Source organism: Serratia sp. Ag1, assembly GCF_000743355.1.
Taxonomy (GTDB): Bacteria; Pseudomonadota; Gammaproteobacteria; order Enterobacterales; family Enterobacteriaceae; genus Chania.
On record NZ_JQEI01000008.1, the window covers coordinates 17,400 to 32,284 of the forward strand.

Consider the following 14,885-nt stretch of genomic DNA (forward strand, 5'->3'; position numbering starts at 1 on the left):
TTTCTCAGAGCGTAAAAAAATGACCAGGCTCCCGGGGTTTTCAGAGTTTACATCCATCGGAAAGCGAGATGGCAGGGTACCAATTGATCTGACAATTTAGGGTATCCTTAATCTGGTACCCTAAACTTCGCCAATTCGATATTGATTTTTTCGATAGCTTTTCGCGTCGGAAAGATGCTAAATGCCCATAATCCAGTTAGTTCCATGACCACCGCCATAAAAAGGAACGTAATGTAGTCCAGGTTGTTTTTATTTTCAATAATGGAAATTGCGCCTAATAACATAAAAGCAATAAACAACACCCCCATTATAAAAGCCATCAATCTAGTGAGAAACCAAGTTGCATCACTAAATTTCATCCTAATGCAGAAGTGTCCATTTTCTCTTTCTATATAGTTCTGAACTTTATACAATATGTTTATATAATTTTTCTTCTCGATGCTATTGAATATATAAATAAGATCTTTTCGGTTATATGTCGAAGGTATTTTTGTAATGCTTCGCATAATCTCATCGTTAATGCACATCTTAGTATAAGCTATATCTTTATCATCCAAGTATTTTCCGTACTTCGTTAAATACATTATGAGTTTTATAATTCGCTTGGGGGATTTGTATCTGTGGTTAAAATACACTCTTCTCAATGCCCCAATACAAACCACACAAGATACAATAAAGTAAGACCCGAGTTTTGCTAGCGATTCGACATGGTCAACTAAGTATTGGAAGTATTCCATTATTCCTTTTCCCTCTTAATTCCGATGTTAAAGATAAACTCATGCCTAATATACTCTGGCTCGACCTGGAACACAAAGTTACGATAATCACCCGCGGCTATGGCTCCGAGAAAACTGTCCAGCAGGTTCTTGTTACGCGAAGGGGCCGGCAAAGCTATCTCAGTTGATAACTGAACTAAATACCCGATTGTACAAAAAACGTAACGTCGTTGAATGTTGCTTCGCCAAGCTTAAAGAACATCGCCGAATCGCTACCCGCTCGGAAAAGGCAGCCAGAAATTACCTGAGCATGCTTAAATTAGGTGCCATTCGGTTGTTTTTAAAGCGATTGTTAAATTAAGGGACACAGCCTAGTAGTGTAATAAAACTCCCCCTTCCTAAGGTATTTATGGAAGAGGGATTGTATTAAGGTTTCTTCGGTGGAGGGTCTACAGGGGTTGTCGCATCAGATGAAGGTGGCTTATATCCCCCTGTTGCAATCCCTCCGGGCTCGGTTCTACCCGGTTTGGCGGGGGTATACCCGAAATTATTATCACTTCCGCCATTACGTACATTTTTTATTTTATTAGTCATAAATATTTCCTTAATTTTTTAATTTAAGCTGTTGGTTTCATTTTAAAAAACTCAACGGTTCTGATATCTGAAGATAATATTAGTATCCCCAGAGTATCCTCCCGAGAACGCTCAAACCCACCATCTCCATTTACAACCCAGTGCTCACTTAGATAGATTTGTTCTGGTTCGGGCGCACTGGAGGCAAAAGCATCACCACGATATGCGCCACCTATTTTACTTCCGTCATTCAGGGTAACAACGACCCAACAATTAAGCCTTAAGCTAAAAAAATAGTCCCATGGCTTTCCTGTTGGGTGTGGAAGTCTTTTGGCAACAAAATCCCACTTTCTTAGTAAGATTAAGCCCCCCGGATTTAGGGAAGGAAAAACGAAAAGCAGAAAAAAGCCATACACATAAAATATTATACTTCCACTATCAACATATCCGTTTATATAGAAATAAAAAAACGGCAACCCCCAGACAGCATAATTAATGCAGCTATAAGCTACTGCATCAATCATTTGCTCTGAAGATGTTTTATTAACTGAAGGTATTAACACCGCATAGACTTTCAAACTAATAAATCCGGGGATCACAAAAAACATGAAGATAAGAATTTTATTTAAATCCAAAATTTCCATGATACTCCCCTAAGCACAAATCCATATGGTAAATAAGGATACCTCAAAAGGTCATCTATGCAAAAAAATTTACCTTCCGCTCAAACGTTTGGGCGGGTATGAGCATGGGTAAAACAGTGGCAACGCTCACCGTACTGGAAGATCTGTTTATGGCGAGCAGCGAGACACAACCGGCGTTAGTGTTGGCACCATCACGCGTGAGAACTCCAGATGGAGACTGGTTAGGACAAGAATACACTAAGGGCTTTTCTATAGTGCCTACATGGCAGGTTGGCACTAAGTAAGTGAACGGCGAACTCGCGTTGTGTGATTAAAGTAATGTAATAAGCTGGCAGATATTAACTGAAGCTGTTTTTGGCGGTAAGCGTCCAACGAAGGCCGTATTGACTGAGGTAGGGTAAGTTTATTCCGTTGGCAGTGTTATACGCCACGGCAGGAGCTCACTGACCTGGTTTATCGGCCAGTCTGCAATCACATTCAGCACATGCCGTAGATAATGCTCCGGATCAATTTGAGCGTGGTTTGTACTTTGGCTGCGAGGCCATTGAAGCCGTTTCGCATATCGGTGATACCCACCACTATCCAGATTTTTGTGCACAACGGGCAGGTTCATCATGAGGCACCTCCCGTCATCATTTCCCGCAGCAGCAGACTCAGTATTTCAGGAGAGGGATTATGCAGAGTGATATCGCCATGACGAAGCCGGGCGTGGCAGACGGTGTCCGCTGGCTCGGCAACAGGGATAACTGGCGGTGATGCCTGCAGGGGGGCTATCTGAACTGGTAAAAGAGTAGGTGAGGCTTTTTTCCGGTATTTGCGTCGCGGTCGGGATACCTGGCCTGGCCTTCGCGCTGCCAGAGGCGGATCCATTTAAAGAGTAGATTGTCATTAATGCCGTATTCACGGGCAAGCGCGGCAACGCTGCTGCCATTATTACTCGCCTCCAGTGCCATTTTGACGAGTTTAAGTTTCAATTCGGGGGAATAATGCTGACGGGAACGTCGTTCTTTAGTACTCACGGAGGTGTCCACCTGCAAGAATAAGTGGGTACCTAAACTACAGAGCCTGACGAGTTAAGCCAGACGGTGCTGAGTTGACGCTTACTTTCTGCGTAGGGGAGTAGCTCTCTGAGCCTATTGTTGGGCCAAGTCGGTAAGCAGGCCAGCACATCGCGCAACCAGATAGACGGGGCGTGGCCGTTGCGTTTGGCGGTTTCCCTTAATTTACGGCAAGAAATGACAAAAAAATAAGTTATGCCATAAAAGCTAACAACGCTATTAAACATACTGGCGTTGTTAGCTTTTTTACGACAGATTACTTTGCTACGGGCAGCGTTTGCATGGCTTCATCATGTTCTAAGCTATCGATGTAATCAGCATACCACTGCATCATTTCACGCCTACCATCAAGGTACAAAGCATGGTTATAGGTGCCACGAATGCTGTTCTTGTCGACATGCGCCAACTGGAGTTCAACCCAGTCAGTGTTAAAGCCTTTATCATGCAGGATTGTACTCAGCGTATGCCGGAAACCATGGCCAGTGACCTTTCCTCTATAGCCCAGTATTTTCAGTACCTTATTAATGGTTGCTTCGCTAATAGGGCTATTAACATCATTTCGACCCGGAAAAAGCAGGGAAAACTGGCCTGTTAGCGCCTGAAGATCGCGTAAAATAGTGATAGCTTGTCGGGATAAGGGAACAAGATGTTTACGACGTTTCTTCATCCTTTGTTCTGGTATGGTCCACAGCGCGTTATCGAAATCAAACTCCTTCCATTCTGCTGCGCGTAATTCAATAGTACGAACCCCCGTCAAGAACAACAGAGACGTTGCCGAACGGGTGACTGCACTGCTGTATTTGCGTAGCTTACGAATGAACTCGGGAAGCTCCTGCTCAGAGAGGTGAGGGAAGTGCTGTGTTTCAGGGGTAGAGAGCGTGCTGGCAAGGTTAACAACGGGATTCAACGTTGCCCGTCCAGTAGCAATGGCATAGATAAACACCTGACTGCAATACCGGCGTAGTTTCCCCATTTTCACCAATGCACCACGCGCCTCGATACATCGGAATATATCAAGCATCTCAAGGGGGAGAATGTCGGTGATAGGACGTTTACCAACGTAGGGAAAAATATCTTTTTCGAATCCTTCCATCACCCATTCAGACGTGCTCGTTGCCCAAGTACGAGTTTTGTGTTGGTGCCACTCAAGAGCCAGCGCCTGGAAGGTATTCCCGCTGGAGATTTTTCGTGTCAGCTTATCCCGCTTTTTCTTTTCAGCCGGGTCTGAATCTTCCGCTAACAGCTTCCGGGCTTCATCCCGACGATTGCGCGCTTCAGCCAAAGAAACATCCGGGTAGACACCTAGCGCCAACTTTTTCTCTTTACCACCAAAGCGGTATTTCATACGCTAGTAGCGGGAGCCGTTGGGTTTGATGAGGAGATACAAACCGCGCTCATCAGAGAGTTTGTATTCCTTATCTTTCGGTTTGCAGGTCTCGACCTGTCTAGCATTCAGAGCCATATGGGGGCCTCGAAAATCATTGAACTGAAAAGGCCCCAGGAATGGCCCCCATCAGTCACTTGATTTGGGTAGAATCGAATTGAGTATGATGGAATGTAGATGGGGGTAAAATCAGGAATATCAAGGGATTTTATGCGAAGTAATGGAGTTTGGTGGAACTCCATTGACTTGAGTTTGGCTCCTCTGACTGGACTCGAACCAGTGACATACGGATTAACAGTCCGCCGTTCTACCGACTGAACTACAGAGGAATCGTGTGAACGGGGCGCATGATAACGACGAGTTACGGGTTTGTCAAAGTGCTAAAGTGAGAAAAAAGGGTGTCTGTTGATAGATTGAGCACTTCGGTGCGTTTTTAAGCATTTGCTGCGGCTTAAGCACAATAAAAATAACCTATTAACATAATGATATTTATCAATTCAATGTTATTATTATCCATGGCCTGTATGGATAATTTTTAAGATTATTCTATGCTATTCTGGAAGGTGTCCTGTGACGGCGAGGCTAGTATGACGTTTGCGGACCTTGTCAAGGTTGCATTTATTACTCTATGCTACGCAAAGTCATTTTTACAGCGGTAAGACACACCGTTCCTTTGTTTCCCGGAGTTTCTCAGTAATGAAAAAAACAATCGCGGTAGCCGCAGTGTGTGTGTTGCTGGCTGGTTGCCAGAGCCTGAATGAGCGCCCTAACCCCAAAGCTGCTCCGGTGGCTACGCCGCGCCCCGCCACTGTGCCTCAGCCAGCGGCCCAACCTGTAATTTCTGAAGGTACCGAGACAGTGATCAATTCTTGCATGAAAGAATTGAATGCTTTGCAGCAGGTCAATCAAGCGATGTATCAGACTCGCAGCATTGAATTGGGTCATATTGTGTCGGAAGCCAAACTATACATGCGGGTTCGCAGTGATGTGAGCGCTGAAATTCATCAAATCATGGATGCAGCGTACAAATTCCGTATCGGAAAAACCTGTAATCAGATTCGTACTGACTTGACCAAAGCCTTGGTGCAGCGTGTTGTTGGCTCGTAACGCTTGATTTTAAGATAAGCAGTGCGTATTCAAGCCCGGGAATACGAGCTTACAGTAGAAACGCCCTCGTACGAGGGCGTTCTTGTATTTATCAGCTCTATTCTAGAGTGTCCTTTCAATACAGGCTTAATGATTAACGCTTGAGGGACTTGTTGGCTTCAACGCCGTTACCATCATCATTGATTAAAACGAAATTGACCGTGTCGGGTTGCCAGCTTTTTTCGCCACTGAGATCCAGCGTTTTGCTGGAAAATGGAGCTAACATACCAATCTCTAACGGGTGGGATTTACCACCGCCAGTCACTTTGGCAGCACTGAAAGTGGCATAATAAGGCGAGGTATTCTCGACTTTAAGTTGCAGTATGCCGGGCAGTCTGCTCAGATTGAACTGTAGTTGCTCTGGCAACTTATCGATGCTTGGCTTCAGATTCTGCGGGCGATAGAACATCTTCAATTGCAGACGGACCGCCACTTTTATTGCAGAAACACCGGGTGGCAAGTTGGCGTCGGTGGGGGGGATCTCGTAAATATTTAACCAGTACAGGGATTCACGATCCTGCGGCTGTTTTATTTGAGTGGCCAGCAGGCGTAAGTTTTTCTTTTCTCCCGCTTCCAACCGGAAAAGCCCCGGCAGAGGCAACACCGGGACATCCCCCGCAGTCTCTGGGGTTCCGTCCGGTGAACCATCGTCAATCCAGGTCTGCACAATGACGGGATAAGGATTATCGTTCGACATGAGCAGTGAACGTTCGCGATCGGCCGCCGAGAAAACTACGCGTGATGATTCAATCATCACACCGGCCTGTGCCCAACTGCTGAGAAATAACCCACCAGCAAAAAATAATCCGATTAACTTTCGCATCATTGCACCTGAATAATAACCTGCGCTGTAGCGCTCACTTTGCCCGCAGTGACTGTTTTACCCGGAAGAGCTTTTAGCGTCGCATTGAGGGTTTTAGTATAGGTCGTTACGCCGTTAACGGCACCCCCTGAAATAGCATCATCCAATACCGGGTACCAACCTGCGCTGTTGCCCCCCAATACTGTACCACTCAGCGTACTGAGCAAGTTCAGCACCGTACCGTTAGTGCGCGAAATCTGAATACCTACACCGCTGGCGACGTTAGGATCCGTGCCATAACCGTCAGACAGCAGATAGCCGACACCTGAACCGGCAGTACCAAATCCGGCTGAGACAGCTGCTGCTGCGTTGGCGGGGTTGACCAGGATCCCCATGGCAGTCTGGTTGGCGGCAATGCCGCTGGTCAGGCCCACTAGGCCGGTATTAGCTGGAGCCCCTGTCTGGCAGGCGAATTGAATGGTAATAGGCCGTTGACGAGTTACTCCGGATTTCAGTTCCGCTACTGTAATAAGAGGGAAGACCACCGTAGGGGTTACGTTAGTGACTGAACAGGTGGCCGCTCTGCGGATATAAATACGGTTATGCAGGTTGACTGCACCAGGCCAGTAACCGTACCAACCATAATAAATTGAATTGGAATCTGCACCAACGGTGAGACCATTGGAGAGGCTGCCGCCACGGAAAGCGATATAAGTGGCTGGTTGTGTCCAGTTGACGACACCTGTACTGGTTGAGCCTGTTGAGCTACTAAGGCGAAATAGTTCTACGTTGGTATTACTGAAATTTTTGGCCTTGACGAGGATCCATCCTTGAGAGTCTGTATCGAGATTGGTCAACGGACGCGCTTTCCAGTAACGGGAGTAATATTCGCCAGTAGCCAGATTGGTAGCACGCAACGCTACACCATCAATAATTGTTCGATAAGATTCTGGTAAGCCATACGCAGAACCTACCTCATAGCGTCCTGCATAATCGGAGTCGCCATTGGTGGCATAATATTCGTACAGTTTTCCTGTTTCGCTAGCCGTGCAGCGAAACAGGATTTGATCTGAGCTGTACGGTTGCGCACCAGACTGCAAGAAATTGACGATGCCACTTGCAATCAATGTTCCATTTGGTTGAAAGGTACTGCTGTTGACGTTAATAACCGTTTGTACAGTGCCTAAAGAACCTGCTGCATCAACGGATCCGTCCCAATTGGCTGCTGTCCCTTTACCCGCTTCGGTATAATAGTTTGAAGTAGGAGTATTATTGATCGCGGTGATTTTGTAACATTCCGCCCAGCCGGGAGTCGCCAGTGTAATGCCAGCCAGCGCCAGCAATGCCGCAGAAAAGGTTTTGCGCATAGTTGTTATCTCACGTTTTGCTTTGAGCATCAGTGGCCGTTGCATGGTAACTCCAGACGATACAGTGACTGAGTCATATCCTGACTGCGTAAATCGTAACTCAGGGTACATTGCTCACTGGCTGATTCACCCCATTTCACGTGTAATTTCCCTTCCTTACCTGGAGCACGGACATAGATCTGATTACCTTGGCCAACCAGACCGACAACGGTGTTATTGCTGTCATAAACGTTACTGCCCAGAGGCAAGCCGCCTGGTTGTGCACCAAGCAGTTTGATCAGCAGCGCATAACCTTCCAACGTTTTGAATTGCACTTTGACCACTGAACCGGCATAAGGCGCTATACGTTGCTGGTTCTCGGTCAGCTCGGCGCTGGCGTTCTCAATGCCTTTGGCATCCAGGCTGATATCGTTAAAACGATAGGGCACCAATGAAGGAACAATCGCATAACCGGAGTTATTAATTTTGGCTCCCATGCCGTTAATCACTTCAGCGCCTTTTACTCCATCGGCTTCAACCAGCCCAAAGGTATCACCCAGATAAGGGCCGAATGTTACGCCCCCGCTATGGAGGACCGCCGCGCCACGAACGCTGGCCCCACCTTGAGTATAGTTACGGCCCTGCGAGAAGTTGCCGCCTACAGTGGCCCGCGACATCTGTTTGGTTACGCTGCTCCCAAAGCTGCCCCCGGTACCACCGGAGTCGAAAGCGCCATTAACAGTATAGCTCAGGCTCTGATCTTCCCCGAGTGTACCCGCGAGCGCAGTCTGGTAGCTGGTGTTGCCATTAGAGCCAGTCGCATGACTCACGCCAGAAGAGAGGATGGGCGAACGTGAACCCGCCCCTAGCGGGATGGAGATCGAGAACATCACAAGGTTCTGTGCGCTGCCAGTGGAGACATTATCCGCGGATTGGACACCCAATCGGGTACTGCCAGTTTGCTGCCTGCTCAGCGACAGGTTGTAGCTGATATTTTTGAAACTGTGCGAATAGGCCATCTGATACTGGGTATCACGCCCACGGCCTCCGCGATAAGTGCTGGTGGAACCAGAGAAGTAGAGTTGGCCGTATTCCCCCAAGCTTTGGCTGATAGTCGCCACAAACTGGTTACTTTGCTGATAAGTGTTGGACGACCAGACTTTATTGTTTTCATAGGCATCGCGTATTCCCAGCACGTCGTTCAAGTCACGATAGCCTTGGGTGGAATAGCGATATCCCGCCAACGCCAGCGTAGTGGACGTTGGAGCAAAAGTGCGGCTGTAGGTGGTGCCTAAGCGCCATCCATCCAGCGTTTTGCCCCACATATCCGCTCGCGAATACACCGCATTGGTGCCGAAGGCGCCTAATTGGCTGGCAAACACCGTGCCCCCCAACAGCGCCTGATAGCCATCAGAAACGCGGATTCCGGAGTTTGCCGTAATGGCGTTGGTCAGCCCGGCCTGATAGGTCAAATCAGCAAAGGTCGCATTGCTGTTACCAATGTTGCGGACCTGCCCGGCAGCTATACTCAGGTTCGAATGGCCTGGGCGCATTGAGTCTGGCACGGCTGAGAACGGCACAGTAAAGGAGGAGATCCGCCCGTCAGCTTCCTGGATTTCTACTACCAGATCGCCCTGGAAGCTGGTGGGGTACAGGTCATCAATCACGAAGGCCCCTGGGGCTACCGTGGTCTGATAGATCTGCACGCCTGACTGGCGCACGCTGACTTTAGCCGTGGTGGAAGCAACACCGCGAATGGTGGGAGCATAGCCGCGTTGTGATTCGGGCAGCATACGGTCATCGGTTTGGAACAAAATGCCACGGAATCCCATGCTACTGAACAGGTTACCGGGGGTAAAACTTTCCCCCAGTGTTACCTGGCTTCTGAGCGATGGGATTGGCCGTTGCACATAGGTGCGTATCGAATTCCACTGGCTATTACTGGCACCTTGGTCACTGTTATAACGGGTATAACTCGACTGCTGGCGGAATTGCCACAGACCCAGGTTGAACCCTGAATTCAGGCCCAGATAGGTTGAGTCTGTGGTATAGCCTGAGGCTCTGGTCCGGTAATAGTTGGTGTCATAGCTGGTAAACGCCACGGTTTCTCCGGCGGACAAATCCTTGACCGGTACCGCACCGCGCGCTTCGCGCCGCATCAGCAATTGGGGAACAGAGAGATCGAGGCGCAGGCGAGCAAAATCAAAACGGCTGGATGCCCCATCAACCTGTTGTTCCAGGCTTAAGCAGTCGGGCACATTTTCCGCTTTATTTTTGATTGCACTAGGTAAAATTCCCGCATCAAGCAGCATCTCCTGTGACAGACAGGCTGAGACATGCCCTTGATCCCCTGCTGAAAATTGCAGGGACTTACGGGTAAAAAAGTCGCCATTAACAAAGATATCAACCTGATAAGTGCCAGGTTCGATGGCGTTAGCCTGGTTAAAGCGAGCAATACTTTTTTGTTCTTTGGCACTGCCAACCAGCATACTGTCATCAAATTCAAACTGGTTGTTGGCCGTAGCAGTGAAGGACTGAAACATCAGCAACCCGAATAGCAGCGCTAGTGGCTTGAGCTGGACTCCATTGATTGATGAGTTGACCAGTGCCGCCTTTCCTTGGTGAGGATTGGGATAGCGTGGGGAATGGATTGCTTTTCTGTACATACTTTTAGTCCCTTAAACGCGAATTCCTGGGTATGACGAATGAGTACAACCAATTACTTCAGACGACTTTCCTGGCTGGTGTAACCGCCGTAGTCATTAATCAACGTAAACTTCACTGCCTGCGCGCCGGCAGGGGACTGGGCATTTTTCTCTAACTTCCAGCTTGCCTGGGACTTTGGCGCCAGCATTTCGGTTTTGAATGGAATCTCTTTATTACCCACGACGGCAGCAGCCTTGATCAACGAGGCGTAATAGCCGGAATCATTCTTCGCGGTCAGCACCCATTGGCCAGCTTGTTGCGCAAGCGAGAAATGGATCTGGTCTGCGACTTTTTCTGGGTTACCGACAATATTTTTAGGGCGATAGAAAATCTTGAGCCGGTTACGCAGCACCACCAGCATCTGGTTTTCTGCTGCTCCAGCCACGTTTTTAGGCGGGATCTGCACGCTGTTAAGATAAAACACCGACTCACGATCCTGCGGCAAGTCCTTGCCGGTAAACACCAGGCGCACCGACTGACCGGTTTTCGGCTCAATACGGAACAGGGCTGGTATCACGACAAAAGGCCCGTCGGCAGTGTCGGGGGTAGAGGCAGGATTATTGATATCCGACCACATTTGCATCACATACGGAATACTGTCGTTATTGGTGAGTTGTATCGTTTGTGATTGAGCATCCGCTGGGTAGATGATTCGGGTCTTGAGCATCACTACACTGGCGGTCAAGGGGGTAGAAAGCAACATAAGGAACACGGAGAACGCGCCAAGCACGGCCCCTGAATATTTGATCGTCACGCGGAGTACCCTCTTGGAATGCCCCTTCCACGTTAGTGGAAGGGGGCGCACTCATTACTGGTAAGATACAGCGTATTGCACGCTACCCAGCACAGAACCCGGGGTCGCCCCGCCTTCTGAATAGTATTCTACCGCGAAGTCATGCGATGCAGTTGTGGCGTTAGCAGCCAGTGACAGGCCCGCAGCACCGGTTTGACCGGTCAGATCCAGTGGGGTGGTTGGCGCGAGAGGATCAACCAATTGCAGAGACACATTTGTTGCAGTACCGGTGTTACCCATACGGCCATTAGCGGTCAGGTTGTTACCCACAAACACCGTCTTGATAGCGGTGGCGCTGGCAGAGGCGGTGCAACCGGTCAGGCTGATGGTGAATGGCGTTTGCCCTGCAGTCTCACCTGAGGTTGCCAGAGCGGTTGTTGCAACTGTTGGCAGCAGGATCAGTGGCGTTGATGCGTTGCCATTGATGCTGATGTCACAAGTTTGATCAGCCACTTCACCTTGAAATTTAATGGTGTTATCAGCCAATACAGCAGTGGAAAAAACCAGGCCGGCAGCAACGATCGCAATTTTGTTCATTTTCATGTTGAATATTTCCCTTTGGTTAACTCATTGGCGAAACCGTTGATTGAATCGACTTCGCCGTTTCCTGTACTCAGAATAACTACGTTTTTTATTGACCCGGTTCTCAGAATGTTCTTGTGAATTAAGAGCTGTAAGCAAAGTTAATGACTTTTACTAAGCTCAAGAAGATTCTGATGGCACTGTCTCCGTGTGTCAGCCAGCCAATCTATGAAAATGCGCTAAGTGCGTTTACTGATTAGTCTGTTGTTGACGAGAGCTATTCTAAGTCATCCGGCTTTAATTGGAATCATTAACTATTAAAACGTTTATTTTAAGTTTTTAATGCTTATTTTTGATATTTTTATAATTAATTTAATGTTTTTGTGTCGATAAGATATATCTTATAGGATAACTCTCTGAGGATATTCTTAAGTTTTGTCTCGAGATTTATCTTAAGTGGCGTTGATTTGAGTTAGATAGAGGCAGGATTTTCAATTGATGCTGTGAATGGCTCATTGGGGTGACTGAGGTAAGAGCGAATTGATTCTTACATTTATAGGGCAATTTTACTCTCGATAATGAAGTTGGCTTCTGCCTGAGACTATTCTCGCATGTTCATATTTTAAGTCGCCGCTCGTGTTGAGGTATGGCGAGGATGGGCATGCCTGCTAACGCGGGTTGATGAGCTCCCATGGTTTTAAGCTTAAGGATGGATCGGACTGCAGTAGGTTGAATGCCCAGTCAACAAAGCTTCTCACCCGTGCAGACAAGTGTTTTGTACTTGGGTAAATGATGTTGAGTTCTCGTGGGGGGAAACTCCACGCTGGTAAAACGGGGCACAGTGCACCTGAATGTACCAATGATTCAACGGCGAAGGGGGCTGCTGGGCAGATGCCGGTACCCGCCAAACAGGCTGCAATTGACACTTCGTTGTCATTGAATAACCAATCATAAGGCCCGCGAACCTCTAGACTTTCCTGCGCTGATTGCAACTGCCAGAGCAGGGGGCGGTGGTTTCTACTGCTGAACCAACTGATTTTTTGGTGTGCTAACAGATCTTCTGGCGAGTTGATTGGGCTAGTGCGCTGAAGGTAAATCGGTGAAGCATAGAGCCCAAAGTGCACATTGCCGATATGCTTGGCGATCAGGCTGGAATCCTCAAGATGCCCGCCCCGGATAGCACAATCAATCCCTTCCTCGAACAAGTTGCTAATCCTGTCACTGCAGCCAAATCGCAGTGATATCTGTGGGAATTTTTCTTTGAACTCCGCTAACCGTGGGGCGAGTAAGTAGCGAGCAATGGACGTCAACACTTCTACTCGGATCTTGCCCTGTGGATTTGCCACATTGCCTTTGAGCGAACTTTCCAGTTCTTCGATTTCGCTGAGTATATCGAGACAGCGCTCATAATAGGCCGTTCCCTCTTCCGTCAGCCCCAGCGTGCGGGTGGTTCGGTGTAACAGCCGGAATCCCAGAAGGCGTTCAAGGTCGCTAATTCTTTGCGATACCCTGGCTTTGGGTAATTCCAGTACTTCGGCTGCACGCGTGAAACTGCCGGTTTCAACCACCCGGACGAAGGTCAGCATTGCGGTAAGTTTGTCCATTTGTTCTCAAAAGTTGAACAGTGAATTCTTTTAACGCGTATTTTTCATCAATTAGAAACTTATTACCATGTTTCCCTTCTCTTATTGCTGGCTTAGTACTCAAAAAATAGGTAGCCAGACAGAATATTTAGTCGGGAGGTTGTGATGATGAAATGCGATCCTGATGCGGGACACTGCACCTTGAGTGGACCAGAATGTGCATCGGAACAGGCTGTTGTGCCACAGGTGGAAGGAATGGCAGTCCACTATATTGGTGACCCCATGTGTTCCTGGTGTTGGGGGATTGCACCTGTTATCAGTCAGGTTGCTGATTTCTGTCAACAGGCCGGGATCACGTTTTCCATTACTGCCGGGGGATTACGTGCCGGTGGCGGCGATCCCTGGAACGATGCCTTCAGGCATTTTCTGCGTGAGGAGTGGAGCCATATTGCCAGCGTCACGGGCCAACCGTTCGGCTTTACGCTGTTGCAACTTAGCCACTTTGATTATGACACCGAACCCGCCTGCCGTGCGGTGGGGGTAGCCAGGCAACTCATGCTGCAACGCGGCCAGACACAGCGGGATCTGCTGACTTTCTTTGCTGCGGTGCAGCAGAAATTCTATGTTGAAGGTGCCGACCCTAAAGAAACCGGTTTTTATCGCCAACCTTGTTTGCAGAGCGGTTTGGACTTTGCACTGTTCAGCCAGGAGTTTAACTCCGGTGCAGCCCAAAAAGCCGTTGAGCAGGACTTCGTCAAATGCCGTCAATGGGGAGTACGCTCTTTTCCCACTTTATTATTAGAAAAGAACGGTGCAATGAGTCCACTAAGCATGGGCTATACCACTGCAGAGCCGCTCATTACACAGCTCAAAGCACGAATGGGCTCGTAGATTATTTGATAGCGCTTTAATACACCTCAGGAGGATTACCGATGTACTACATTCTTCAAGTTGATTTTCCCTATACAGGGCCATGGGGAACGGCTATGCATCAAGCGATGGAAGAACTTGCTCGCTCGATTTCCTTGGAGCCGGGTTTCATCTGGAAATATTGGACAGAAAATCAGGAGACCCATGAAGCCGGTGGAATCTATCTGTTCCGTGACGAAAAGTCTGCTGCCACTTATCTGGAGAAACATGCCAGTAGGCTAAAAAGCTTTGGTATCCCGCACGTCAACGGCAAAATCTTTTCGGTTAACGAAGCCTTATCTCGCCTCAACCACGCTCCTTTCTAATAATCCAGCCCGTTGCACTTAACGTTGCTTGGTGCTGAATTGTCGGGGAGTCGTCCTGCTCCCCGATTTTCTGGTCTGGCCACTCCTTCTTGATTGGTTAAGATGATTCTTATTGTGGATTGAAGTTGGAATTATCTTAGAGAACTATCTTATCTAGACACCCCGATTAGTGTTTTTAAATTAAATTAATACATTAAAACATTAAATTTAGATTTTTATCTTTAATTTTTAACAATTGATAGTTAATGATTCTATTTTGTGGGTTGCTGTGTAGAATTGTTCTCGTCGAATCGGCCTGGGTGGCAAACGTACTAAACGCATTTGCCAGGAAAGACAGGTTGATTAACACAGTCGGTTGAGTCGGATTGTTCTGGTGG

General features: G+C 48.0%; 12 protein-coding genes, 1 tRNA gene and 5 pseudogenes. 4 read left to right on the forward strand and 14 right to left on the reverse strand.

Translation table 11 applies throughout. The features are described 5' to 3' along the window. Positions 1 to 107: 107 nt before the first annotated feature. Positions 108 to 557: a hypothetical protein gene (locus IV04_RS04065; protein WP_152562800.1), complete on the reverse strand. Its 450-nt coding sequence runs from the start codon at positions 555 to 557 to the stop codon at positions 108 to 110. 370 nt (positions 558 to 927) lie between these two features. Between IV04_RS04065 and IV04_RS25010 the strand changes: the two are divergent. Continuing rightward, positions 928 to 1,077 (forward strand): annotated as a pseudogene (locus IV04_RS25010) (IS5 family transposase); the annotation flags it as partial. 256 nt (positions 1,078 to 1,333) lie between these two features. Here the strand turns inward: IV04_RS25010 and IV04_RS26700 are convergent. The 7 genes and pseudogenes from IV04_RS26700 to IV04_RS04090 all read right to left on the reverse strand — a co-directional run bounded on the left by IV04_RS26700 (position 1,334) and on the right by IV04_RS04090 (position 4,704). Next, complete coding sequence (locus IV04_RS26700; protein ID WP_037395869.1) at positions 1,334 to 1,933, reverse strand: DUF6338 family protein; 600 nt, start codon at positions 1,931 to 1,933, stop codon at positions 1,334 to 1,336. Between the two features lie 403 nt (positions 1,934 to 2,336). Next, positions 2,337 to 2,444: pseudogene (locus tag IV04_RS25020) on the reverse strand (transposase domain-containing protein); the annotation flags it as partial. Continuing rightward, positions 2,444 to 2,533 (reverse strand): annotated as a pseudogene (gene tnpB, locus IV04_RS25995) (IS66 family insertion sequence element accessory protein TnpB); the annotation flags it as partial. The pseudogenes IV04_RS25020 and tnpB, both read right to left, overlap by 1 nt. A gap of 170 nt (positions 2,534 to 2,703) precedes the next feature. Continuing rightward, a complete protein-coding gene (locus tag IV04_RS25725) occupies positions 2,704 to 2,952 on the reverse strand; it encodes a transposase (RefSeq protein WP_081893161.1) in 249 nt (82 codons plus the stop codon). 32 nt (positions 2,953 to 2,984) lie between these two features. Then, positions 2,985 to 3,155 (reverse strand): annotated as a pseudogene (locus IV04_RS25030) (transposase domain-containing protein); the annotation flags it as partial. Positions 3,156 to 3,247: 92 nt separating this feature from the next. Further along, positions 3,248 to 4,453, reverse strand: a pseudogene (locus IV04_RS04085) (tyrosine-type recombinase/integrase). A gap of 175 nt (positions 4,454 to 4,628) precedes the next feature. Next, positions 4,629 to 4,704, reverse strand: a tRNA-Asn gene (locus tag IV04_RS04090). 367 nt (positions 4,705 to 5,071) lie between these two features. Between IV04_RS04090 and IV04_RS04095 the strand changes: the two genes are divergently transcribed. After that, complete coding sequence (locus IV04_RS04095; protein WP_037395865.1) at positions 5,072 to 5,482, forward strand: hypothetical protein; 411 nt, start codon at positions 5,072 to 5,074, stop codon at positions 5,480 to 5,482. Positions 5,483 to 5,615: 133 nt separating this feature from the next. Here IV04_RS04095 and IV04_RS04100 read toward each other — a convergent pair whose 3' ends face one another. The 6 genes from IV04_RS04100 to IV04_RS04125 all read right to left on the reverse strand — a co-directional run bounded on the left by IV04_RS04100 (position 5,616) and on the right by IV04_RS04125 (position 13,294). Then, a complete protein-coding gene (locus IV04_RS04100) occupies positions 5,616 to 6,344 on the reverse strand; it encodes a molecular chaperone (RefSeq protein WP_231566243.1) in 729 nt (242 codons plus the stop codon). After that, a complete protein-coding gene (locus IV04_RS04105) occupies positions 6,344 to 7,735 on the reverse strand; it encodes a fimbrial protein (RefSeq protein WP_231566242.1) in 1,392 nt (463 codons plus the stop codon). The genes IV04_RS04100 and IV04_RS04105 overlap by 1 nt, the downstream gene beginning before the upstream one ends. Further along, the gene (locus tag IV04_RS04110) at positions 7,720 to 10,335 is read right to left on the reverse strand and encodes a fimbria/pilus outer membrane usher protein (protein WP_037395863.1); all 2,616 of its coding nucleotides are present in this window, start codon (positions 10,333 to 10,335) and stop codon (positions 7,720 to 7,722) included. Before IV04_RS04110 ends, IV04_RS04105 begins: the two co-directional genes overlap by 16 nt. A gap of 53 nt (positions 10,336 to 10,388) precedes the next feature. Continuing rightward, positions 10,389 to 11,129: a molecular chaperone gene (locus tag IV04_RS04115; RefSeq protein WP_231566241.1), complete on the reverse strand. Its 741-nt coding sequence runs from the start codon at positions 11,127 to 11,129 to the stop codon at positions 10,389 to 10,391. Between the two features lie 54 nt (positions 11,130 to 11,183). Further along, a complete protein-coding gene (locus tag IV04_RS04120) occupies positions 11,184 to 11,705 on the reverse strand; it encodes a fimbrial protein (protein ID WP_197062144.1) in 522 nt (173 codons plus the stop codon). 653 nt (positions 11,706 to 12,358) lie between these two features. Beyond that, the gene (locus IV04_RS04125; protein ID WP_037395859.1) at positions 12,359 to 13,294 is read right to left on the reverse strand and encodes a LysR family transcriptional regulator; all 936 of its coding nucleotides are present in this window, start codon (positions 13,292 to 13,294) and stop codon (positions 12,359 to 12,361) included. Between the two features lie 144 nt (positions 13,295 to 13,438). On the opposite strand from IV04_RS04125, the gene IV04_RS04130 reads away from it, so the two are divergent. Next, positions 13,439 to 14,164 carry a DsbA family protein gene (locus tag IV04_RS04130; protein WP_037395857.1) on the forward strand — a complete coding sequence of 242 codons (726 nt, stop codon included), beginning with the start codon at positions 13,439 to 13,441 and terminating at the stop codon, positions 14,162 to 14,164. A 41-nt stretch (positions 14,165 to 14,205) separates the two neighbouring features. Beyond that, positions 14,206 to 14,508 (forward strand): monooxygenase, encoded by a 303-nt coding sequence (locus IV04_RS04135; protein ID WP_037395856.1) that lies wholly within the window; start codon positions 14,206 to 14,208, stop codon positions 14,506 to 14,508. Positions 14,509 to 14,885: the final 377 nt, after the last annotated feature.

Excerpts from the sequence above, each read along its gene's own strand:
- IV04_RS04105 (WP_231566242.1), bottom strand. The coding sequence starts at position 7,735 with ATGCAACGGCCACTGATGCTCAAAGCAAAACGTGAGATAACAACTATG.
- IV04_RS04120 (WP_197062144.1), bottom strand. The coding sequence starts at position 11,705 with ATGAACAAAATTGCGATCGTTGCTGCCGGCCTGGTTTTTTCCACTGCT.
- IV04_RS04100 (WP_231566243.1), bottom strand. The coding sequence starts at position 6,344 with ATGCGAAAGTTAATCGGATTATTTTTTGCTGGTGGGTTATTTCTCAGC.
- IV04_RS04110 (WP_037395863.1), bottom strand. The coding sequence starts at position 10,335 with ATGTACAGAAAAGCAATCCATTCCCCACGCTATCCCAATCCTCACCAA.
- IV04_RS26700 (WP_037395869.1), bottom strand. The coding sequence starts at position 1,933 with ATGGAAATTTTGGATTTAAATAAAATTCTTATCTTCATGTTTTTTGTG.
- IV04_RS04125 (WP_037395859.1), bottom strand. The coding sequence starts at position 13,294 with ATGGACAAACTTACCGCAATGCTGACCTTCGTCCGGGTGGTTGAAACC.
- IV04_RS04130 (WP_037395857.1), top strand. The coding sequence starts at position 13,439 with ATGATGAAATGCGATCCTGATGCGGGACACTGCACCTTGAGTGGACCA.
- IV04_RS04095 (WP_037395865.1), top strand. The coding sequence starts at position 5,072 with ATGAAAAAAACAATCGCGGTAGCCGCAGTGTGTGTGTTGCTGGCTGGT.
- IV04_RS04135 (WP_037395856.1), top strand. The coding sequence starts at position 14,206 with ATGTACTACATTCTTCAAGTTGATTTTCCCTATACAGGGCCATGGGGA.